Annotated in this window: 19 protein-coding genes and 2 tRNA genes; 6 read left to right on the top strand and 15 right to left on the bottom strand. The window is 65.4% G+C overall.

From position 1 onward, the window contains the following. Window positions 1–62 precede the first annotated feature (62 nt). Genes QW881_RS27125 through QW881_RS27115 form a run of 3 tightly spaced genes read right to left on the bottom strand, consistent with a single transcriptional unit; the run spans window position 63 to window position 5,079 of the window. The gene (locus tag QW881_RS27125; protein ID WP_315759593.1) at window positions 63–2,312 is read right to left on the bottom strand and encodes a hypothetical protein; all 2,250 of its coding nucleotides are present in this window, start codon (window positions 2,310–2,312) and stop codon (window positions 63–65) included. 10 nt (window positions 2,313–2,322) lie between these two features. Continuing rightward, entirely contained in the window at window positions 2,323–3,414 is a 1,092-nt protein-coding gene (locus tag QW881_RS27120; protein ID WP_316159245.1) for a phosphatase PAP2 family protein, read from the bottom strand. Window positions 3,415–3,435: 21 nt separating this feature from the next. After that, window positions 3,436–5,079, bottom strand: coding sequence for a hypothetical protein (locus tag QW881_RS27115; RefSeq protein ID WP_315759591.1), 1,644 nt, complete (start codon window positions 5,077–5,079; stop codon window positions 3,436–3,438). A 133-nt stretch (window positions 5,080–5,212) separates the two neighbouring features. On the opposite strand from QW881_RS27115, the gene QW881_RS27110 reads away from it, so the two are divergent. The 5 genes from QW881_RS27110 to QW881_RS27090 all read left to right on the top strand — a co-directional run bounded on the left by QW881_RS27110 (window position 5,213) and on the right by QW881_RS27090 (window position 9,939). Further along, window positions 5,213–5,440, top strand: a complete 228-nt coding sequence (locus QW881_RS27110) for a hypothetical protein (RefSeq protein ID WP_315759590.1) — start codon at window positions 5,213–5,215, stop codon at window positions 5,438–5,440. A gap of 280 nt (window positions 5,441–5,720) precedes the next feature. Then, complete coding sequence (locus QW881_RS27105) at window positions 5,721–6,422, top strand: hypothetical protein (RefSeq protein ID WP_316159246.1); 702 nt, start codon at window positions 5,721–5,723, stop codon at window positions 6,420–6,422. Next, window positions 6,329–7,621 (top strand): hypothetical protein, encoded by a 1,293-nt coding sequence (locus tag QW881_RS27100; RefSeq protein WP_315759588.1) that lies wholly within the window; start codon window positions 6,329–6,331, stop codon window positions 7,619–7,621. The genes QW881_RS27105 and QW881_RS27100 overlap by 94 nt, the downstream gene beginning before the upstream one ends. Before the next feature lie 99 nt (window positions 7,622–7,720). Further along, window positions 7,721–8,752: an N-acetylmuramoyl-L-alanine amidase gene (locus QW881_RS27095; RefSeq protein WP_315759587.1), complete on the top strand. Its 1,032-nt coding sequence runs from the start codon at window positions 7,721–7,723 to the stop codon at window positions 8,750–8,752. Between the two features lie 377 nt (window positions 8,753–9,129). Then, window positions 9,130–9,939, top strand: coding sequence for a DUF3616 domain-containing protein (locus QW881_RS27090; protein ID WP_315759586.1), 810 nt, complete (start codon window positions 9,130–9,132; stop codon window positions 9,937–9,939). Between the two features lie 269 nt (window positions 9,940–10,208). On the opposite strand, the gene QW881_RS27085 is transcribed toward QW881_RS27090, so the two are convergent. From QW881_RS27085 to QW881_RS27040, 10 genes are all read right to left on the bottom strand, one after another. Then, window positions 10,209–10,284, bottom strand: a tRNA-Phe gene (locus QW881_RS27085). Window positions 10,285–10,458: 174 nt separating this feature from the next. Continuing rightward, on the bottom strand, window positions 10,459–10,662 hold the full coding sequence (yacG, locus tag QW881_RS27080; protein ID WP_315757554.1) for a DNA gyrase inhibitor YacG: 204 nt from the start codon (window positions 10,660–10,662) through the stop codon (window positions 10,459–10,461). Window positions 10,663–10,710: 48 nt separating this feature from the next. After that, window positions 10,711–11,340, bottom strand: a complete 630-nt coding sequence (locus QW881_RS27075; RefSeq protein WP_006613056.1) for a Maf-like protein — start codon at window positions 11,338–11,340, stop codon at window positions 10,711–10,713. Window positions 11,341–11,520: 180 nt separating this feature from the next. Further along, window positions 11,521–11,991, bottom strand: a complete 471-nt coding sequence (locus tag QW881_RS27070) for an arsenate reductase ArsC (RefSeq protein ID WP_315757555.1) — start codon at window positions 11,989–11,991, stop codon at window positions 11,521–11,523. 69 nt (window positions 11,992–12,060) lie between these two features. Beyond that, the gene (locus QW881_RS27065) at window positions 12,061–12,567 is read right to left on the bottom strand and encodes a UPF0262 family protein (protein ID WP_315717869.1); all 507 of its coding nucleotides are present in this window, start codon (window positions 12,565–12,567) and stop codon (window positions 12,061–12,063) included. Next, window positions 12,564–13,859, bottom strand: a complete 1,296-nt coding sequence (hisD, locus tag QW881_RS27060) for a histidinol dehydrogenase (RefSeq protein WP_315757556.1) — start codon at window positions 13,857–13,859, stop codon at window positions 12,564–12,566. Before hisD ends, QW881_RS27065 begins: the two co-directional genes overlap by 4 nt. A gap of 87 nt (window positions 13,860–13,946) precedes the next feature. Further along, window positions 13,947–14,396 (bottom strand): DUF2948 family protein, encoded by a 450-nt coding sequence (locus tag QW881_RS27055; RefSeq protein WP_315735991.1) that lies wholly within the window; start codon window positions 14,394–14,396, stop codon window positions 13,947–13,949. A gap of 24 nt (window positions 14,397–14,420) precedes the next feature. Next, window positions 14,421–15,710 carry a UDP-N-acetylglucosamine 1-carboxyvinyltransferase gene (murA, locus tag QW881_RS27050; RefSeq protein ID WP_315757557.1) on the bottom strand — a complete coding sequence of 430 codons (1,290 nt, stop codon included), beginning with the start codon at window positions 15,708–15,710 and terminating at the stop codon, window positions 14,421–14,423. A gap of 150 nt (window positions 15,711–15,860) precedes the next feature. Continuing rightward, a complete protein-coding gene (locus tag QW881_RS27045) occupies window positions 15,861–17,579 on the bottom strand; it encodes an FAD-dependent oxidoreductase (protein WP_316159247.1) in 1,719 nt (572 codons plus the stop codon). Between the two features lie 25 nt (window positions 17,580–17,604). After that, complete coding sequence (locus QW881_RS27040) at window positions 17,605–17,787, bottom strand: hypothetical protein (protein WP_315757559.1); 183 nt, start codon at window positions 17,785–17,787, stop codon at window positions 17,605–17,607. Window positions 17,788–18,138: 351 nt separating this feature from the next. Between QW881_RS27040 and QW881_RS27035 the strand changes: the two genes are divergently transcribed. Continuing rightward, a tRNA-Thr gene (locus QW881_RS27035) sits at window positions 18,139–18,213 on the top strand. 767 nt (window positions 18,214–18,980) lie between these two features. Here QW881_RS27035 and QW881_RS27030 read toward each other — a convergent pair. Both QW881_RS27030 and QW881_RS27025 read right to left on the bottom strand, forming a co-directional pair. Next, on the bottom strand, window positions 18,981–19,619 hold the full coding sequence (locus QW881_RS27030; RefSeq protein ID WP_315757560.1) for a VOC family protein: 639 nt from the start codon (window positions 19,617–19,619) through the stop codon (window positions 18,981–18,983). Between the two features lie 181 nt (window positions 19,620–19,800). Next, window positions 19,801–21,876 carry a HAMP domain-containing methyl-accepting chemotaxis protein gene (locus QW881_RS27025; protein ID WP_316158946.1) on the bottom strand — a complete coding sequence of 692 codons (2,076 nt, stop codon included), beginning with the start codon at window positions 21,874–21,876 and terminating at the stop codon, window positions 19,801–19,803. Between the last annotated feature and the right edge of the window lie 23 nt (window positions 21,877–21,899).

The following is a 21,899-nucleotide window of genomic DNA, read 5'->3' as shown; positions in this document are numbered from 1 at the left end:
CCAAGGCGCCGCCGAGCATCGTCGCGGACATTGGCTGTACGATCAAGGCATCGATGCCGCCCCTAGCCGAGGCCCGGTTGCCGATGAGGCGGAACGCGCACGTGGCCAAGCCGCGCCGTGGTCAGCTTATCGTCATCAGGGTCACTCGGGCGTCCCGACAGCAGCGACAGATAGTTATCGATTGCCGTTGGGTCGACGCTCTCGGCGGTCGCAAACGCCTCCGCCAATTGCCGGGCGACGAACGGGGCCGCCGAGCTGGTGCCTTGCACGAAGGACAGCGATCCGCTGCGCACGCCGGCCGCGACCGTGCCCCACAGGACGCGCGAGCGGTCCGACATCGACGAGCAGTCGACGTGATTGCCCGGCCATATTTCGTGCAGCGCACCGGCGGAGCTGTAGCGTGAAGGGCGCGCAGAGCCGAGGCCTGAACCGAGTCCGGCGCCGAGCCGGTAGCCCCCCACGACGAGGGATGTCGTTCCGGTCGCCAGACCGCTGAGGCTTCCAAAGCGCCTGACGAACGAAGGCCGCGTGTCGTCCTCGCCGGGATCCTCTTCGGTCAGGTCGCCTTGCGGCGTGAAGCGCGTTTCTTCGTGGGCGGCCATGTCGAAATAGCTCTGACGGCTGCCCGAACGCAGGCTCATGGGATCGGCGGAGCGCTGGATCCAGCAATGGATCGGATGATCGATCAGGGCCGCCTGTCCGCGCTTGACCACCACCGTCCATTGTCCGGACTCGGCGCGCGGAAGCGATGCATCTTCAGGCTCCGTTGGCGCCAGGACCACGAGCACACGGTGGCGCCCGCTCGCCACGTCCGCGCGCTTGCCGCCGGCCCTGTGAACATCGACGCTGATCTGGCCAACCGGGCGCTGCAGGTCGTTCTTGATATCTTCCACGACGTGGGGATCTTCTCCAGCTCGACCCGTGTTCTTGATTTCAATGCTGAGTTCCGACCGCAGCCGCCCCTGCGGATCCCGCAATTCGATCTTGTAACCCTTCGGATCGAAGCCTTGCCAGAACCAGAGCTCAAGATAGCTCGGCGTGCGGTCGTTTGGCTGGATCCGCCAACGAAACTGCGCCGCGCCATCGACGAAATCACTAGGCCGGATCAGCCCGTGCAGGCGATCGAGAAACGTATTGCCGGCCGGCACGACCAACGCGGTCGGACATCCCAGCTCGCGACGTTTCTTCACCAGTTCGTCGATCGCCGCTTCCAGCTCGCTGCCGCCGTCGTGCCGGCCGCCGGAGAACCCGTAGCTGAAATTGATCACCAGGCGAAGCTTGTCGACGTCGTAGCCTTCCTTGGCCGCGATCATATCGGCACGGTCGAAGATGTAGTGGAAAGCCGACAACATATACATGTCCTTGCCGAAGCCGGACGTGTCCCAGGCGATCGTGTTCGGCAGTTGCACCGCAATAATGCGGATGTCCTCGGCCGGCTCCTCGCGGCGTTCGGGCGCATAGCCGGTGGCAAGGTCCATGACGTGGGCGCCGTGCGTCGCGTGGCGGTCGATCATGCTGCCGAGCTCCTCGGTATCCTTCGTCGCCCCGGCCTCGCGATAAAGAACGTCTTCGTCGTCGCCATGCAGCCTGATCAGATGGTCGATCTCCTCGCGGGTGTATTCGCGGCCGAACAGCACGCTGTTCTGGTTCTCCTTGATCGCGACCGATTGAAGCCAGCAGAACTCGACCCGGCTTCGCGTTCCGCCGGCGTCGCGAAAGTGGCGATGCGCGAAGGGGATGCCGTCGTCGATCACCGCCATGACGGTGATCCGCCTGCCCGCTCCGATGCGGTCGCGAAGATCCGGGTCGGGATGCCAGATCGGAGCCTCCGGCACAGACGCGAGCTTGTGCATGGCCGCATCCGTGACCGGAAAGGCGATGCGAAAGCGGGGTGACTCGACTCGATCCAGCGATATGTCGGCGGCTTCTGTGATCGAGGTTTCGGCAGCCGCGGTTGCATCCAAAGCTGGCTGCATCACGTCGATGAAGCCGCTGACCAGAAAATTATCGAAATCCTCCAGCTCCGGCATCCTGACGACGGGATTTTCGATGACGAAGGGAACGAAATTCCGCTCATTAAGCGGCTTCCACAACGTCGGCAACCACGCCCCCGGCCTGCTTCGCGCGATTCCGCTATTGCGCCCTGCCGCACCAAGCTCCGCGAGCGCACTGATGAAGCGCCAGGATTTACGCATGATCGGAAGCGCGTAGCCGCGACCGACACCGAAGTTCCAGACTTCGTAGGGGCCAAGATACAGGGGCAGTTCGGCCGGAGCGCCGGATCCATCTCGGACAGTGTCGTCTTCGGTCATGACGATCCTCCTATTGCGAGAGGTCGAATTCTTGGCGGGCCTTATTCCACAGCCACGTAAACAGCTCGCTGGGTTTGACGGCGACCTTTGTTTTCTCATGGACCCCGAAACACGGGTTCGGGCCCTTGGCGAACTCGTCGACGAAGAAGTCGCGATGACCGTTTGCGCAGTACTCATATCCGTCGACATCGCAGTCGATGCCGCATTTCGACAACACGATCTGGCCAACAGCACGCCCCAGTATTGCGCCGGCCCAGCTGTCGATCGGATAATGCAGCCCGGCGACGGTACGGTTTACGGCGATGCGCTCCGCGAGCTTCGTGATGAGTGCTCTCCGCTGTTCGACGTCCGGATAGTGCTCCTGGCTGTCAAGAAGCGTATTGAGAACCTCGGCGACCGCAAACGCTTCAGTGGCATGCGCGCTGGGAAATGTCGCATGAGCGGGCGTTGGCACGATCGGCATGACCTTGGCGCTGAGGCGGTCGGGACGGCGGCAGGCGAGATGATGCTTGACCAACATCGCCGTGTGGGCCGCCAGCACCTGCGTGGTGGTGATCAACTCCAGCGTATAGTGGTTGGGGACGGTCTGCAGGCCGAGGATCATGCTGAAATAAGGAGTCGGAAACCCGAGCTGGCTTATGATTTCAGGCGTCCGGTCCGGACGCTGATCGAGATAGTCCCGCAGGAATTTGACCTGCTCCTCGAAGCAGGCGGCGTCGGGACGATGCACCGAATAGAAGATGTTGGTACGTCCACCGTAGGTCAACTCGACGCCTTCCTGTCTCTTATGGCCCGTACGTACGTTCCAGCCGAAGTCGGTCAGAAAGTCCGTCAAGTAGAGGGATCCGCGAACCCAGTCGGCCCAAAGCTCCATATTATTGGCGGACGAGAAGCTCAGCTCCTTGGCGCCCCTTGGTTTGCAGTCCCCCGCAACATGTGTGATGGCCTGCTCGGTGATCTGCAGGCCTTGCACCAGCACGGGGTCGTAGACCGGATCGACGCCGGCGGTGAGGAGAGCGCCGAGTCCGGTGGCGGTGAGGCCTCCCATGCCTCCCATGCCTCCCATGCCTCCCATGCCTCCCATGCCGCCCGATTGACTCATGTCCAGCCCTCCCAATGGCTTCTACGGAATGCCTGCGCCCGCCAGGGCGGCAGCCACGCGACGTCCAAACTCGTGATCGCCTGCCGGATGTCCACGAAGATAGCCGGCGACGGTGAAGTCGGGTTGCCGGCGGAGAATTTCGCGCGCGGCGGCCGCGGCCTCCTGCGTGCGGCCAAGGCAATGCAGTGATGCCGCCTTGGCCCGCAGCGTCGAGATGTGGCGGTCGTGGCGCAACAGGGACCGGTCTGCGAGTTCGAGCGCTTCCGCGTAACGCCCGGCTGCGAACAGCGCCGTTGCGCTCAGCGACTCATAGTAATATCGGAACGGATCGATCGGCGAGAGCCGCCGCGCCTTTTCGGCCGCGCTGACCGCCGCGTCCGGCTCGTCGCGGAACGCGTGCAGCGCGCTCCTCATCAGCCAGGCGAGCGATTCATTCGGATTGAGGCGCAACGCGGCGGCGTAGCGTGCTCCCGCGATGTCCATGCGACGAAGAAGATTGTTGTGCGCGAAGCCATCGATGGTCAGCGCGAAGGCGTTCTCGGGATTGATATCGAGCGCGCGGGCGGTGCTGTCGATTGCGATCCTTGTGTCCTTCCGGGAATCCGTGCTCCAACCATTGAAGACACTCAGAATATGCCATTTTCCAAACCAGGCATGGGTCTCGGCCGCATGCGGCGCGCGCCGCATGGCTTCCTCGATCAGGTCGCGCGACTTGGCGAAATCGCGCAACGATGGTCGATGCATGAGACCGACGCCCGCGAGCAGCAGGCGGTGATCCCGCAGGTCGGCAAGGTGCCGGCCGGCCACGTGCACGATCGCATCGTCCGCGATGGCGCGCCCGACGGCCACGACGATTTCGCAAACGCCTTCCGCCGAACGGCCGATGAAGCTTTCGAGCGGTCCGGCGAATTGTCGCGTCCAAAGGATGCGTCCAGATGCGGTATCGACGAAATCAGCGTCCAGTACGAGCTCGTTCGCGCCAACGCGCAGCGTGCCCGCCACGCAATAGTCGACCGCCAAGCTGGCGCGGACGGTCGGTATATCGACCACATGGTGGTCGAGGGCCCGACTCGACCAATGCGAGATCACCGCGATCAGATTCGACCGCGACAGCGAGCGGGACGTCTCCTCGGCAAGCCAGTCACCGAGAAGCCCCTGCTCGGCCGTGCCGCCGATCGTCCGGAACGGCAGGACCGCGATCGCCGGCAGCATGGACCGGGGCGGCGGCTGCGATGACAGGCTGTAGAGTGAGTAGATCTGCTCCGGATTGAGGCGCATCGCGCTGAGCCAGCGATTGAAGCCTTCCTCGCGGATGTTGATCCCTTCGAGCAACTCGCCCGCCCCCGGCCGTCCGATGAAGGATACCTGCGTCAGGTCGAGGGTCAGGTCGGAATTCGTGCTGCTCAGAACTTCGGCGAAACCGTCGCCCATGATCTGCTTGATATCGGACAAGGCCCGCCGGAGGCTTTGTCTTCCAGTATCATAGCACGCTGTGCCCCAGAGAGTATCCTGCAGGAAGGAGCGCGTACGGCGTCCAAACGGCGCGGTCGCCAGCAATGCGAACAGCGCCTTGTGCTTGGCGCCTGCGATCTCGAATCCGCCAGGCCGCGTGGACCGAACCACGCAGGCTCCGAACAAATTGATCTCAATGCGCTTGGTCTCCACCCCAATAATCCTAATGGTGAGACATCCGCAACCTGGCAATGCAGGCAACCTAACACTCTCTTGACGCGACATCCAAGCGCCTTCACGCTTTTTTCACGCCGCCGGAAACGGCCGCCTGCATTAACCTCGCAGCATGACAAACCGCGGGGACGGCGACGAGGGCGAGAACCAGCAAGGGGAGCAGATCGCTCCGCGTGATCTGATCGATTTTTATCGACGCTGGGCCGAATTCCGTCCGGAGGCCTTGCATCTGGCGCAGCGTTCCGATCTCTCCGCGCTGGAGCGCCAGACGATCCACTGGCTGATCCTGCTCGTCGACCGCATCGGCGAGCATGACCTGGAGCCATTGAAGCGCTCCTGAGTGAGTGAGTGAACTGGCACCAGTTCGCAAACCGCCTGTCTGCCCGGATCGCAAAAACTCACGCTTTACTCACAACTGACGCGCAGCGCTTTGAACTATCAAGTCGTGCGCTGGAGCCGAGCGAACTGTCGATCCACCGGGTCACTTTTCTTCCGGTATGTCGTCATTCGTTCGCGGCACGACCATGTCCGTCAGCCAATCGCAGGCTCAGCAGACGTTCTCGGTTTGAGATCGCAATTCGTATTGCGCAGTTGAAACAGATCAATTCAGGGGACATTCGATGAACCAACCGACCACGATGCTGATCGTTCTCGTCCTCGCAGGACTGATGGGTCTTCTCGGCCAGGGGGCCCGTGCCATCGTCGGACTCAAAGGAATGGCTGATGACGCCAAGAGCCAGGGCGTCAGCCCGAATGACCTTTATCAGGCGGCACGCCTCGTCACCAGCCTGATGATCGGCATGCTGGTCGGTCTCGCCGCGGGAGTCATCTACATTGCAAATGCCGGACCCGGAACGAGTCCGTTTGACTGGCACACTCTCCTCAGCTTTGCATCGGCAGGATATCTCGGAACCGACGTACTCGAAGGCTTCATCAGCAAGTATCTCGCGCCCGCGAAGCCTGCCGGCACGCCTGCTGCCGACAGGCCCGCTGCCGCCATGGCTGCTGCCGCCGCAGGCTCCCAGGCCGCAGCAACTCCGGCACTGGCCCTGCCGTCCGCCACGGCCTCGACCAGAAGGGCGCCATCCAACGCGAAGCAGTTCGTCTACGCAATCATGGACGAGCTGTCGCCGGGAACGACACTGACGGACGACACGGCGCTGGCCGACCTCGGTTACGACGACGCCCCTTCCAAGGACGTCATTCGTGGGGGCATCGACCGCCAGCATTGGCACAACGTCGCCCTGGGCGCATGGGCGCTCAGCGACTGCGCGACGATTTCCGACATCATCAAGGTCGTCAAGGCGCGGGAGAACGTGTGATGTCGAGATCCGGCACAGTTTCGAGAGCGACCGCTGCAGGCATGCTCTTTCTGGTCGCGTCGTGTCCGACGGGCGATGTCCTCGCGGGATCGAGCGAGCAGGCGAGCAAGGTCTCGCTGGCCTTGAGCATCTACGCGACGATGGATGAGAAGGAGCGGGCCGCGCTCAAACGGGCGATCGGCCAACGCCCGGAACGAAAAGGACGGCAGCGCATGGACAACATGCAAGCCAGCCGGCCCGGCTCCGCGTCGACCGCCTTGGCCGCCCTGCCGAACGCGACGGAAACATTCGCGGCGCCTGCCCGAGCCGCAGGTCACGTCCCACCGTCGGCGGAGCGCGATGACGCTCCGAACAACGCCCACGCCAAATGCCGTGGATTCGTGCCGCTGCTGCGCAAGGACTGGAAGGACATCGGTATCGCCAATTGTCCGCAGGACGTCGCAAAGGCGACGGGCGCGGAAATCTCCTACTCCCGCGACCAGATCAAGCAGAACGCCAACTGGTCGCTCGATGGCACGGCGGCACTGCTCTACAACTTCGCCGGCGCGGGCTCCTACTACACGAGCACCGGCGGCTACGTGACCGCCAATCGTTCGACGAACTCGGCTGTTTCGGAAGCCGACGCGAACGCCGACAAGCTAGCCTATGGCGGGGTGTTCGAATACGGCACCGTGACTTCCGGCGACGTCTATTCGGCAAACTATTTTCGCCTGCGCGGCGGCGGTGTGGAGGATCGCATCAGGCAGACGACGGCGAGCAACCTGACGTTTGAATGGCTTCCCGTCTACGACGACTATTCCCGCGTCCACATTCACTCGCCCTTCAAGCCCTTTGCGGGCCTTCCGCTGATCGTGCGCTTCGACCCCAGCCTGCTGGTCCAGTATGCCGGCATCGTCAACGGCAGCAGGCCGCTCGCCTTCAATGACAGGAGCCGTGCCCTGCGTATCGGTCCGCAACTGACCATGACGCTCTATCCCGGCACCTCGGACTTCTTCTCCCATTTCGCAGGGTCGGTCTCCTATCATTGGGCCTACGAAGCCTATTCCGGCCGTGGGCTCTCGCTGTTTCAGTCGAGCCTGACTTACAACCTCGACAAGGACGGCTACATTGGTCTCACCGGCTCCTATGGGCGCGGGCACGACGAAGACACGGGTGCGCGCAGCGACATCTACAAGATCAGTCTGACAGGAAAGATCTGAACGTTGGCGCGCGCTGACGCCAGCGTCGGCCGCGCGCAGACTACGGCCCGATCGGGATGACTTCAACGCTCGAAGACACGCATCATGGAGAGACAAAAAATGGCCCCCTACACCGAGGAATTCAAGGCATTGGTCAAGGACTATCTCGCCGCGGACGTCGAGTTTGCAGCTCTTCGCGCGGTGACCGTCGCACAATGGACATTGGAAAGCGGCTACGGCCGCAGCAGCCTGGCGACGGATTTTCGCAATTTCGCCAGGTTGAAATGGCGGAGCGAGATGAACGGCTTTGCCACGCCGGTGGACTATGCGGCGCACGACGGCACCGACAAATATTGCAGGTTCACCTCGCGCAAGAAGTTCATCGCCGGCTACTGGAATTTCCTGGACCGGTCGCCGTATGAGGGATGGCGCGACCATGTCGGTACGCCGGAGGATTTCATTCGCTTCATCGGACCGATCTATACGCCGACCCATCTCTATGCGGACAATGTCCTGGCGCTTCTCCCCACGGCGAGGCACCAGATCGACGACCTCGGAGGCGGTGGACAGGCGGTCGCCAGCGACGTGCCCCAGGACAACCTGTCAGATCACGACCTGTCCGATCACGTCGTCTCAGACCACGCCCCGCACGACGCCATTCACGGTACGAGCGAGCAGCCACCGAAGCCTTCCATCAAGCAGTTCATCCAGAGCCCGAACCATTCCAGCCGCAATGGAATGCCGATCCGCCGCGTCATCATGCACTACACCACAAGCCGCAATGTCGACGGCACTATTTCCCATTTCTTGAACCCGGCCTCGAAGGTGTCCGCCCACTACGTGATTGGCCGCGACGGATCGATTTTTCAAATGGTGCATGACGGCGACAAGGCGTGGCACGCAAAGAACGCAAACGCCGATTCGATCGGTATCGAACACAGCGCGGCCCAAGGCGACCAGATGACTCCGCCGCAAGAAAACGCGTCCATCGCCCTGGTTCGCTGGTTGCTCAGCGAATACAAGCTGCCAAAAAGCGCCATCCACGGTCACAAATACACGCCCGAAAATGCGGGGACCACGGATTGTCCGGAGCGCCTGTTCGGTCCCGACACCGAGGCCGCGCTGGACAAATGGGTCAACGACAAGATCTGAGACGACAGGGCGCTTTATCGTCAACACTAATAGCGCCTGACGTGAGGAGGATATAATCACACATCCGCTTCCAAAGCGCCGCAAGTCCAAATGCGAACCCCTGCGGACAGCGCGTAAAATCCGTTCGCAAACACTAGGCTCGGCGGAATCGCCGGCACACCTCGCCGACTTCGACAAGCTAACGAGTTCGAGTGCTGGCGTAGATGGTCCAGCCATATTGAGTCATTGAAGATACGCCAAGTCGGAACAACGTCGAGAAATTGAGGGCGCCGCCGTGCGTTTTTGCAAAATCGTCGCTGTCCTGGTTGCGAGCGCGTGTAGCCTTGTATCCCAAAGTCACGCGCTCGACTATAAAGGCCTGTGCGAGGCGTCTGCTGGTGCGTTCATCGACGCTGAGCATTTTGCCGTCGCCAGCGACGAAACCAATCGACTTCAAAATCTACCGGCGCGGAAATCCCGAACCGATTGGAGAGGGGGTGGACATGGAGCCGTTCACGTCGTTCGACAAGTCTGATCTGGAGGCCGCCGCGCGGATTGGCGATCGAATTTATTGGATAAGCTCTCATTCTTTCAACAAGGACGCAGAGTTCAAACGCAAGCGAAACATCTTGTTTGCGACGAGCATTGGCAAAACCGGATCAGTGCCGACGTTGATGGGTGCCGGCAATCCGGCAAAGTCGCTCGCGGTACCGCTTGCGACGGCCGCTGGCGTGGAATCGTCCGCTCTCAATATCGAGGCGTTGGCGGCCACGCCCTCCGGTCAATTATTGATCGGATTGCGAGCGCCCATCATCGATGGGAAGGCCTTAGTTATCCCTTTGTTGAACCCCGCGCCAGTGATCGACCGCGGCGACGCGCCGGAATTCGGTCCCGTCGTCCGACTTTCGCTCGGTGGCCGCGGGTTTCGCAGCATGGATCTGATCAGCTCACAACCCGAGCAGTATGTCATCGTCGCCGGGCCGGTTTCCGATCAGGCCGGTGGCTTCGCCATCTTTCTGTGGAACGGCATCGGCTCTGACCCGGTCGAACGCCCCAAAGTCGATCTGGCGGGTATCAGACCTGAGGGTGCAATGGCCGTCCCCAATAGCGACGCAGTGCAATTGCTGAGCGATGATGGAGCGGTTTGCGACGATGAGAAAACTCCGCCAGCTCAGCGGCCCTTCAGGAGCATCGATGTCAAGCCGTAAATGATCGCGTCGAATGCGTCATCAACCGACCTTTCCGCCGGCGACGTTGCAATTTTTCGATAGTTCGCACTTTGGCAAGGCACGCCGGGCGGCCAGCCAGTATACCCGGCCTTTTTGGCTTACCTGCAGTGTACCCGATGACGCCGGATGCCATCGAACAATCGCGAACCATACCGGGCGCCATTGGACGGCGAAGGGATTGGTTTAATGGTGGTTCTTGCTGATCGACGAACGCGTGCGAACGATAGGGAACGCTGGCGAACGAAAAATGGTGCCCAGGGGCGGAATCGAACCACCGACACTGCGATTTTCAGTCGCATGCTCTACCAACTGAGCTACCTGGGCAGGTCTCGTGAAGGGCAAAAAAGCCCGGCGAGCCGGCGGGTTATAGTCAGAGCGGGCGGCGCTGTCTACCGCCCTGAGGCGAAGTTTTCACATTCCTTGTGCGGTTGCGCGGCGGCGCGGGACGCCCGTCACGACCGGCCGGCACCGCAGGGGCAAGATGATGAAAACACGGCGCTATTCGACGTCGTCCTCGTCGCCTTCGGCGGCCGGGATGACATAGGAGCCGCTGAGCCAGCGATGCAGGTCGACGTCGCGACAGCGCGGCGAGCAGAACGGGCGGACGGGCTCGGCCGCGGGCCGGTTGCAGATCGGGCAGCGGCGGACGGGCTTGGCGGATTTCGAAGCGGGGGCGCTCCGGTTGGGCGATTCGTCGGACATCGGCGGTTATTTAATGGGCTGGACGCGCGGATGCACCCCCGCGGATGGTCAGACGCCGACGGTGTTGAGCCAGCCGAAGCGGATCGGAAACCCCTCGCCGGCGAGGAGCGTCGTGGTCTCGTAGAGCGGCAGGCCGACGACGTTGGTGTAGGAGCCGACCATCTTGACCACGAACGAGCCGGCGATGCCCTGCACGGCGTAGCCGCCGGCCTTACCCCGCCATTCGCCGGAGCCGATATAGGCCTGGATGTCGTCCTCGCTGAGCCGCTTGAAGCGGACGCGGGTCTCGACCAGGCGCTGGCGGAACGCCTCCTTCGGCGTCACCAGGGTGATCGCGGTGTAGACGCGATGGTTGCGGCCGGACAGGAGGCGCAGGCACTGCGAGGCCTCGTCGACCAGATTGGCCTTCGGCAGGATGCGGCGGCCGACGGCGACCACCGTGTCGGCGGAGATGATGAAGGCGCCGCGCAGCTCGTCGTCGAGCTGGACCGATTTGAGCGCGGCATCGGCCTTGGCGCGGGCCAGCCGATTGGCGCAGGCGCGCGGCAGCTCGCCACGCTTTGGCGTCTCGTCGACGTCGGCGGGGCGCAGCGCGTCGGGCTCGATGCCGGCCTGGTTGAGCAGCGCCAGACGCCGCGGCGAGCCGGATGCAAGAACGATTTTGGGACGGCCGAGCATGCTGATTTCGCTGGGGGATTCGGAAGCGGCGGGGCGTGCGCGCGGAACCTATCGGAAGGGCTGTCATTCCACAACCCGAAGGCTGCGACAAGGCTGCGACGGGCCTGCTCTACGGCGCGAATTTGAGCGGGGGACGACGTTGGTATTTCGGTTCGATGACACCTGCGGTGGAACCGGACCCTACAAGCCCGCCGGGCCAGGCTTGCCGAAACGCTTGCGGATCCGCGTGAACAGGCCGTCGCAGACTTCGCGATAGGCCGCGAGCTTCTGCTCGCGGTTGCCGTCGGCGCCGGTCGGGTCGGGCGTCGGCCAGTATTCGACGTCGGCGGCGATGGTGCGGGTCAGTTCCAGGGCCTTGTGATGGGCCTCGGGCGAGAGGGTGATGATGAGGTCGAAATTCAGCCCCTCCCAGTCATCGAGCTCCTCGAAGGTGGTCGGCTTGTGCTGCGAGATGTCCTGGCCGAGCTCGGCCATCACCGACACCGCGAACGGGTCGAGCTCACCCTTCTTGACGCCGGCGGAGCGGACATAGAGCGCCTGCGGATACATCTGGCGCAGCAGGCTCTCGGCCATCGGCGAGCGCACGCTGTTCTGGCCGCAGGCGAACAGCACCGCCTGCGGCTGGCGCGCGCGCGGCGGCACCTCGGCCATGCGCCTAGGCGCCCTCGGCCGCGAGGGTGGCCGGGCTCGGCAGCAGGCGACGATGCAGCGCGGACGGCATCACTGGCCCTCGCCCTTCCAGTGCAGCACGGTGATCAGGGTAAACAGCCGGCGCGAGGTCTCGAAATCGACCCGCACCTTGCCCTTCAGCCGCTCCTGCAAGGTGCGCGAACCCTCGTCATGGATGCCGCGGCGGCCCATGTCGATGGCCTCGATCTTGTCGGGGGTCGCGGTGCGGATCGCCTGGTAGTAGCTGTCGCAGATCATGAAATAGTCCTTCACGATCCGTCGGAACGGCGACAGCGACAACAGATGCGTCACGACAGGCGTGCCGTCCTCCTTGCGGATGTCGAACATCAGCCGGTTGGCGGTGATGCCGAGATGCAGGGTGAAGGGACCGGCGCCGTCGGCGCCCTCGGGCGCGAACAGATTCTCCTCGACGAGGTCGTAGATCGCAATCGCCCGCTCATGCTCAATGTCCGGACCGGAGCGGCCGATCGACTCCTCGTCGAGCGTCACCGCCACGATGCGATTGGTCCGGTCGTCGCCTGGCGGGTGCTGGGTCATGGCAGATTGAGGCGTATTCCCACGGAGCGTGAATGGGCGTCGAGACCCTCGGCCTTGCCCAGAGTCATCGCTGCTGGTCCCAGCGCGCGCAACTGCTCGGGGCCGCATTTCAACAGCGACGTGCGCTTCATGAAGTCGAGCACGCCGAGGCCCGAGGAGAACCGCGCCGAGCGCGCGGTCGGCAGCACGTGATTGGAGCCGCCGACATAGTCGCCGATCGCCTCCGGCGTGTGCGCACCGAGGAAGATGGCGCCGGCATTGCGGACCTTGGCCGCGAACGCGTCGGGATCGGCCGTCATGATCTCCAGATGCTCGGCGGCGATGGCGTCCGCCAGCGGCACCGCCTGGTCGAGATGCTCGACCTCGATGATGGCGCCGAAATCGGCCCACGACGCGCCGGCGATCGCGGCGCGGGGCAAGGTCTTGAGCTGGCCCTCGACGGCGCGGGCGACGTCGGATGCCAAGCGGCGGCTGTCGGTGATCAGGATCGACTGCGCGCTGGCGTCGTGCTCGGCCTGCGCGAGCAGATCGGCGGCGATCCAGTCGGCATTGCCGCTGTCGTCGGCGATGACCAGCACCTCGGAGGGGCCGGCGATCATGTCGATGCCGACCTTGCCGAACACCAGCCGCTTGGCGGCGGCGACATAGGCATTGCCGGGGCCGACGATCTTGGCGACGGGAGCGATCGTCGCGGTGCCATGCGCCAGCGCCGCCACGGCCTGGGCGCCGCCGACGCGGTAGATCTCGGAGACGCCGCCGAGATGGGCGGCGGCCAGCACCAGCGGATTGAGCCTGCCGTCCGGCGCCGGCACCACCATCACGAGGCGCGCGACGCCTGCGACCTTGGCCGGAATGGCGTTCATCAGCACCGAGGACGGATAGGCCGCAGTGCCACCCGGCACATAGAGCCCTGCCGATTCGATCGCGCTCCAACGCCAGCCGAGCTCGACGCCGGCGGCGTCGGTGAAGCGTTGGTCCTGCGGCAATTGCTTGAGATGAAAGGCTTCGATGCGGTCGCGGGCGAATTTCAGCGCATCCAGCGTGGCCGTATCGCAGGCCTTGAAGGCGGCCTCGATCTCGGCAGGCTTGACGCGCAGCGAGGAGGCGTCGAGCTCCAAGCGGTCGAACTTGCGCGTCGCCTCGAGCAGCGCCGCATCGCCGCGCCGGGCGACGTCGTCGACGATGGCGCGGGCGGCGGCTTCGACGTCGGCGGAGGTCTCGCGCTTGGCGGCGAGAAACTGCCGAAACTGGGTGTCGAAATCGGCGCTGGTGCGGGACAGGCGAATGGGCATCTCTGGCACTTTCCGAAGGGGTGGCTGCCCCCGACCCCCTGCTCAATGGCGCGGCAGCGCGGGGCCGTCAACCCTTTGAACAGGCGCCTACCGGGTCAGCGGCGGACCGCCATCGATATCGCTGGTGCCGAGATCGTCCTCGCCAAGATCGGTCAGCTCGCATTCCAGACATTCGACATCGAGCCGCAATGCGCCGCCATGGGAGAACAGCAGCAGCGCGCTGCCGGCGGGCGGCTCGGCGCCGGCATGGAATTCGATGCCGATCAGCTCCAGCACAGTATCGGGCGCATCGACCTCGATCCGCCGCGACTTGCAGGCCAGCACCCGGTCGAACCGCAGCGCCGCCAACAGCCGGCGCGGCTCGCTCTCGCCATGCAGCGCCTGATCCCAGTCGAGCCGGTTCATGCCGATCACCAGCCGCTTCTCGGCCTGGCGCCAGATGATGTCGGCCGCCTGCACCCGCGCGTCCTGCACATGGGCCGAGATGACGGCGAGATCGTCGGCATCGAGCGCGATCAGTTTGAGCCGGTCGGTCACGGTCTCATCCTCTTGGCAGCGCCCTCACTCGCGGATGCGCTCGATCATGGCGCCGCAGGCCTTCAGCTTGTCCTCCAGCCGCTCGAAGCCGCGATCGAGATGATAGACGCGATTGATCATGGTTTCGCCTTCCGCAGCAAGCCCGGCAATGACCAGCGACACCGAGGCGCGCAGATCGGTCGCCATCACTGGCGCGCCGCGCAGGCTCGAGGTGCCCTCGATCCGCGCGGTCTCGCCATCGAGACTGATACGCGCGCCGAACCGCGCGAGTTCCTGCACATGCATGAAACGGTTCTCGAAGATGGTCTCGGTGATCGCCGAGGCGCCCTGCGCGCAGACCATCAGCGCCATCAGCTGGGCCTGCAGGTCGGTCGGAAAGCCGGGGAACGGCGCGGTCGTCACCTGCACCGGGCGGATGCCGTGGCCGTTTCTGACGACGCGGATGCCCTCGGCGTCGCTCGTGATCTCGGCGCCCGCCTCGATCAGCACGTCGAGCGCGGACTGCAACAGCTCCGGCCGCGCGCCGGCGAGCCGGACATCGCCGCCGGTCATCGCCGCGGCGATCGCATAGGTGCCGGCCTCGATGCGGTCGGGCAGCACGGTGTGACGCGCGCCGTGCAGAGAAACGACGCCCTCGATCTCGATGCGTGGCGTGCCGGCGCCGGTGATGCGCGCGCCCATCTTGTTGAGGCAGTCCGCGAGATCGGTGATCTCCGGCTCGCAGGCGGCGTTGGTGATGACGGTCGTGCCCTTGGCGAGGCTCGCGGCCATGACCGCGACATGGGTGCCGCCGACGGTGACCTTGGGGAAATCGATCGTGCCGCCGCGCAGGCCGCCCGGCGCCTTGGCGACCACGTAGCCGGCGTCGATGTCGATATTGGCGCCGAGCTTTTCCAGCGCCATGATCAGGAGATCGACCGGACGGGTGCCGATCGCGCAGCCGCCGGGCAGGGACACCCGCGCCTCGTGCATGCGCGCCAGCAGCGGCGCGATCACCCAGAAGCTGGCGCGCATCCGCGACACCAGCTCATACGGCGCCGTGGTGTCGATGATGTTGGCCGCCGAGATCTGCAGCGTCTGGCCCTGGTACTGGCCATCGCCGGGACGCTTGCCGACCGACATGATGTCCACGCCGTGATTGCCGAGGATGCGCTGCAGCTGCGCGACGTCGGCCAGCCGCGGGACGTTGTCCAGGATCAGCGTCTCCGGCGTCAAAAGACCCGCGATCATCAGCGGCAGGGCGGCGTTCTTCGCGCCCGAAATCGGGATGGTGCCGCGAAGCGGGTTGCCGCCGACGATGCGAATGCGATCCATGCTGGTCCTGTGGGGCTGGCCGGGAAATTGGGCTAAGGTCGGCGCAACAGGACCGACATTACGGCGATTTGATGGGTTCGCAACGGCAGGTCGCATCGCCGGGGAATTCATCCCCCGACGGTGCGGCCCGCCGCGGCGGGAACGCGCGAATCAGACCGGTGGTACGAGCACATCGGCCAGAAACCCGTGCAGCGCGGCGACGACCTGGGCGCCCTCGCCGATCGCGCCGCCGACGCGCTTGACCGAGCCGGAGCGGACGTCGCCGACCGCATAGACGCCGGGCACCGAGGTCTCCAGCGGCGACACCATCCGCCCGGCATTCTGCTCCGACTGCGCGCCGGTGACGACGAAGCCGGCGCGGTCGAGCGTGATGCCGCAGCCGTCGAGCCAGCCGGTGGCGGGATCGGCGCCGACGAACAGAAACAGATTGCTGATGTCGGCGGGCGTCTCTTCGCCCGACAGCCGGCTCTTCAAGGTGATGCGTTCGAGCCCCGTGTCGGCCCCGCCATCGAGCGCGACGACCTCGGTGTTGAACAACAGCTCGATGTTCGGCGTCGCCTCGATGCGCTCGATGAGATAGCGCGACATCGACGCGGCAAGCCCGCCGCCGCGGATGATCATCCGCACCTTCTTGACGTGGCCCGACAGAAACACCGCGGCCTGGCCGGCGGAGTTGCCGCCGCCGACCAGCGCAACCTCCTGTCCCGCGCACAGCCGCGCCTCGATCGGCGAGGCCCAGTACCACACGCCGCGGCCCTCGAACTCCTTGAGCCGGTCGAGATCAGGTCGGCGATAGCGCGCGCCGCTGGCAACCACCACAGAGCGCGCCCGCACCTCGTCGCCGCCCTCGAGCGCCAGCACGAAGGCGCCGGCCCTGCGCTCGCAGTCGAGCGCATTGACCGACACCGGGATCATGATCTCGGCGCCGAACTTCTGCGCCTGGTTGAAGGCGCGCGCGGTCAGCGCGAGGCCGGTGATGCCGGTCGGGAAGCCAAAATAGTTCTCGATGCGGGCGCTGGCGCCAGCCTGGCCGCCGAACGCGCGCGAATCCAGCACCGCCACCGACAGACCTTCGGAGGCGCCATACACCGCGGTGGCCAGGCCCGCCGGCCCGCAGCCGACGACCGCGACATCGTAGATCTTCTCGCCGCGCGGACCACCGATCATGCCGACGGCACGCGCCAGCTCGGTCTCGCTGGGATTGCGCAGCACGCTGCCGTCGGACACCACCACCAGCGGCAGCTCGGCCGGCGTCGGCGAATAGCGCGCGATCAGATCGGCCGCGTCGTGATCGACGGCGGGATCGAGCAGATGGTGCGGAAAGCCGTTGCGGGTGAGAAAGCTCTGCAGCCGCGCGATCGCGGCCGATTGCGGCGGCCCGATCATGACCGGGCCGCCGGCGCCGCCCTGAATGAGATTGACACGGCGCAGGATCAGCGCCCGCATGATGCGCTCACCGAGCTCGGCCTCGGCGATCAACAGCGCGCGCAATCGTTCGGGACGAATCAGGATGACCTCGACATCGCCCTCGGCGTGGCCGTCGACCAGCGCGACGCGGCCGGAGAGCTGGGCGATCTCGGCCAGAAACTGCCCTGGCCCCTGGTCGATCACCGGCGTGACGTGACCGAGACCGTCACGCTGGGTGATCGCGACATGGCCCTTGAGAATCACGAACATGCCGGGGCCGGGCTTGCCGGTCTCGAACAGCAGCTCGCCGTCACGATAGGTCTGGATCTCGCCGAAGCCCCGCAGACGCGCGATCTCCGGCGGCGTCAGCTCCGGAAACGTCTGGTCGAAGCGCGGCAACGTCTTCGCCAGCTCCGCCCGCTGTGCCCCCGCCTCCACCGTCATCCCTTCATCCGCCGCCATCACGCCCACCCCGCTTGCAATCTGCTCAACGCTTCGAATCGTCCGGACCGTCGACAGCGGCCTCGTCCACGCCGCCCTCCTCGGCCATCACCGTCTGGCTGCGCTCGCGGCTCTGCGCCTTGCGCCGCTTCAGGTTCTCGCGCAGCGCCTGCTTCAGCCGCTCCTCGCGCGCGCCCTTCGGCGCCGCCTTCCCGGTCTTATCCGTCATCCCTCCCCCCGGTCACCCCATACCAGAGGCACAATTGGGGCCGCAGATGCGAAAGCCAAGAGGCGTTGGCGACGCAGACGCTAGGTTCCGCCCGACCGGCCGTCGCCCGCCCGGATGGGGAGTTGCCGGCGTGACCCGGGCATTGGGGACGCCAAGGGCGGCCAACCGCGAGAATCCGCCGTGAACGGGCGATTTCGCTCCGATTCGGAGGTCTTTCGCTCCCTTTCGATGCATCACGCTGACGTCTTTCCCCGAAAACCGGACGAGCCGCGCTTGCGCAGGCGGGGACCTTGTGGCAAGAACCGCCCGCGTTCGGTCGCGGCCTTCGGGCCTGTCCCCGCCAGTCCCTTTGCTGCCGTAGCTCAGTGGTAGAGCACTCCCTTGGTAAGGGAGAGGTCGACAGTTCAATCCTGTCCGGCAGCACCAGGGCATTCTTCCCCGACATGATCTTCGGCGACGCCTCGGGACCGCAAGCCATGCACAGATGCGCGTCATCGGCCTCGCGGCGCGATTTGCGTCCGAGCTCTGCTGCAGCACCGCCCTCTCCGGAAATCGAGGGCGCAGGGAAGGCCGGGCGCTGGCCGCGCCCGTGGCCCGCCTGCGGAAAAAAATGCAGGCGGCAGGTACCACAGGTCTGGCCGAACACGCCCGGCCCTCCCTGCGCGATGGGCTTACGATTTATACGCGCTCTCCCTGGGGACCGGGCTTTGTTGCCCCCATCACCCGCGATGCACTGACGCACATCAGCGAGCTTGACCTCAGCATCGGGAGGCCAGGACCACGCGACTTCACCGTCCGACATGTCACCAGCCGTCTCGCGCTGACGCGCCTTGGCGACACACCGGCCATCGCATCCCACACACAACGCTCGTGACGACTCGCGAAGCGCCCCTCTTCGATGAGCGCGGGACGCCGGGAAATGTGAAGGTGATTTGCCCGACGGTGCAAGCCGAACTGCTGCGGCAAACTGGCACGACGGGCAGTTTGGGCATGGGGGTATGCGACGAGCTACGGCAGGCTAGCCGGAAAAGTGCACTGTCACCTTAATCCAGGGCGATCGCGGAGCAGACCAAGCCGGCCTAGCGCACTCCCGGCGTCACCTCGAACGGGCCGCCGGGATCAGTTGCCCCGCGTCGAAAACCACAGCAACGCGGCGGGCGCCTGAAGCGCCGAAGCGATGACATCGCTGCAGGTCACGTCAGCTCCTTCAAGCCGGCCGGTGTTTCAATCTGCGCGCGATAGCGCAACCGCGGCCCGGGCCTGATCTCGGGCGGACGATCCACCGGCAGCGCGCGATAGAAGGCCTGCAGCGCCGCGAGGTCCGGATGTTCGAGCACGAACGACCTCAAGCGCGCGCCGAGATCGGCGATGCTCGCCATCGCACGAGGCCTGCCGCGCCTGTCGATGATGGAGGGGACTGCGCCATCGCGCGGCAGCGAGCCATCCTCGGGAATCGCGAAATCGAACGACGGATTGGCGTCCGGCAGAGCCGCCTTCGCGCCGAACACATCCGGATGTCCGGCCATGACCACATCGATCGCATCCGTCCTTGCGACCCAGCCGCGCAGGCGGCGCCCCTCGTCCCAATCCGCCCTCACCCGCCCATGGTCATCCAGACCAAACCAACGCACCCGCCGGGGCGTCACCGCCTCAGGATCCACGGCCACGATCTCCAAATAGACCGCATCGCCTAGCTGAAGCAGATGATTGTGGGTGCCCATATAGTCATGGCGCTGCCCGAACGGGACATCGAGATCGATGCAATGGCGAACATGCGCAACGCCCTCGGCGAGGCTCGGCGCGATGACCGTGAGGTGATCGAGCATCAGCATGTCCTTCCTGTACCTCCGCCCCAAGTGGAAGAGATCGCCGGCGGCGATCTCGCGCGGTGAACATCAGCGACAGCCGGGACTGCAGACCCTTTGCTCGCAAGCGCTCATGCAGGCTACGCGGTTCCGCGGCGATCGACGAGCGAGGCGCGCGCCTCACCGCGGCCGACGCATCAAGCCAGCCTCACGCCGCCCGCACCGAGTTCAGGAAGCGGCTGACCTCGTCGCGGAGGCGGCTGCTCTGGCCGGACAGCGACTTCGCGGCGGACAGCACCTGCGACGAGGCCGAGCCGGTGTCGTCGGCGCCCTGCCGGACGCTGGCGATGTTGGCCGACACCTGCTGGGTGCCGTGAGCGGCCTGCTGGACGTTGCGCGAGATTTCGCGCGTCGCCGAGCTCTGCTCCTCGACGGCGGAGGCGATGGCGGAGGCGATCTCCGACATCCGGGCGATGGTTTCGCCGATCTCCTTGATCGAGCCGACCGACTCCTGGGTCGCCGCCTGGATGCCGCCGATCTGCTGGCCGATCTCGCCGGTCGCCTTGGCGGTCTGCTCGGCCAGCGCCTTCACCTCCGAGGCGACCACCGCGAAGCCGCGTCCGGCCTCGCCGGCGCGGGCGGCCTCGATGGTGGCGTTGAGCGCGAGCAGGTTGGTCTGTCCGGCGATCGCATTGATCAGCTCGACGACGTCGCCGATCCGCGCGGCGGCCTTGGCGAGCTCGGCGACGTTGTCGTTGGTCTTGCGCGCCTGCGCCAGCGCCTCGTTGGCGATGCGCGCGGAGTCCTGCACCTGGCGGCTGATCTCGTTGACCGACGAGCTCATCTCCTCGGCAGCCGCGGCGACCGAATGCACGTTGGTCGAGGCTTCCTCGGACGCCGAGGTCACCACGGTGGCGAGCTCCAGCGAGCGGCCGGCGGTCGTCGTCAGCGTGGCGGCGGAGCGCTCCAGATCGGCCGACGCCGATGACACGATGCCGACGACCTCGCCGATCGCCATCTCGAACTCGCGCGTGAAGCGCTCGACACGCTGGCCGCGCTCAATCTTGGCCTGCGCGTCGGCCGCGGCCGCCTGCTCGGCGCGCTTCTTCTCCAGCAGCGCCTCCTTGAAGGTCTGCAGCGAGCCGGTCATCGCGGCGATCTCGTCGTCGCGATTGATCGTCGGGATCGCCACGTCGTCATGGCCGGCCGCCATCTCGCCGATCAGGCCGGTCAGGTTCACGATCGGGTTGATCACGCGGCGGCGCAGCAGCATGGTGACGAACACGAGAATGCCGGCGAGGGCCGCGACCACCGCCGTCGCCAGCGCGAGCATCAGATAGGCTGCATCGCGCGCCGCGACGGCGCGTTCGCGGGCCTCGGCGATCGCGGCGTCGCGCACGACGAAGAACTTCTGCACGGCCGGGACGACCGCCTCGGCCAGGCTGTCGGCGGTGAGTGCGTAGTTGAGATCGCCGAGCCCGGCGGCGATGTCCTTGTCGACGATCGGAACGGCGCGTCCGAAATAGGCCTCCCGGGCGTCCTTGAAGGCCGTGAGCAGGCGCTCCGGATTGCCGAGCTGGTCGATGCCGGCCTCCAGGCGCTCGCGGTCGACCTCGGTGCGGCCCTGGGCGCGATCCATCGCCGCCTTCTCGGCCGGAGCCACGGCGCGGCGAGCGCTGAGCGCCGGCGACAGCGCGGCGGCACGACCGCCGGCGGTCACGCGCAGGTCTTGCGCCGTGCGGGCCACGTCGAGCAGCGTCGTCAGCGACGCGTCGGCATTGGCAATGCGGTTCTGCAGCTGGTTCAGGATCGGCTCGATTGCCAGGGCGACCTGGGTGACCCCGGGGAGAAAGCTCTTGATGACGGCCGGATCGCGCGCGTTCAGCGGCGCGGTCAGCGCGGGGTCCACCTTGGCGAGGATCTCGTTCAGCTTGGACGAGGCCTGGTCCAGGCTGCGTGTGATCGCCTCGCCGTTGGAGACGTTCGCCAGCTGCGCGCGCGCCCTGGCGAAGGATGCGTCGGCGGACTGCCTGATCTTGCGCACGCCTTCGAGCTGCGCGGGCGTGGCGGGAGTATCCTGGAAGATGGGCGTGATGTAGGGGGCGCGATGGCCGACCACGTCCTGCGCGTAGAGCAGCACGGCGCCGAACGCCTCGACCGTCTTGATCGCCTCGGCCTTGTGGCTGACAGCCCTGACCTGCTCGATCACGACTTGAGCAGCAGGCAGGACGGCCAAAGCCGTCACCGACAGCATGGAAATTGCGAACAGGCGGCCGATCTTCATCGTTAAACCTCGGATTTGATTCG

This window comes from Bradyrhizobium sp. SZCCHNS3016 (assembly GCF_032484535.1).
Taxonomy (GTDB): domain Bacteria; phylum Pseudomonadota; class Alphaproteobacteria; order Rhizobiales; family Xanthobacteraceae; genus Bradyrhizobium.
The sequence above is the reverse complement of the archived record's forward strand: the minus strand, read 5'-3'. Positions and strand labels throughout refer to the sequence as shown.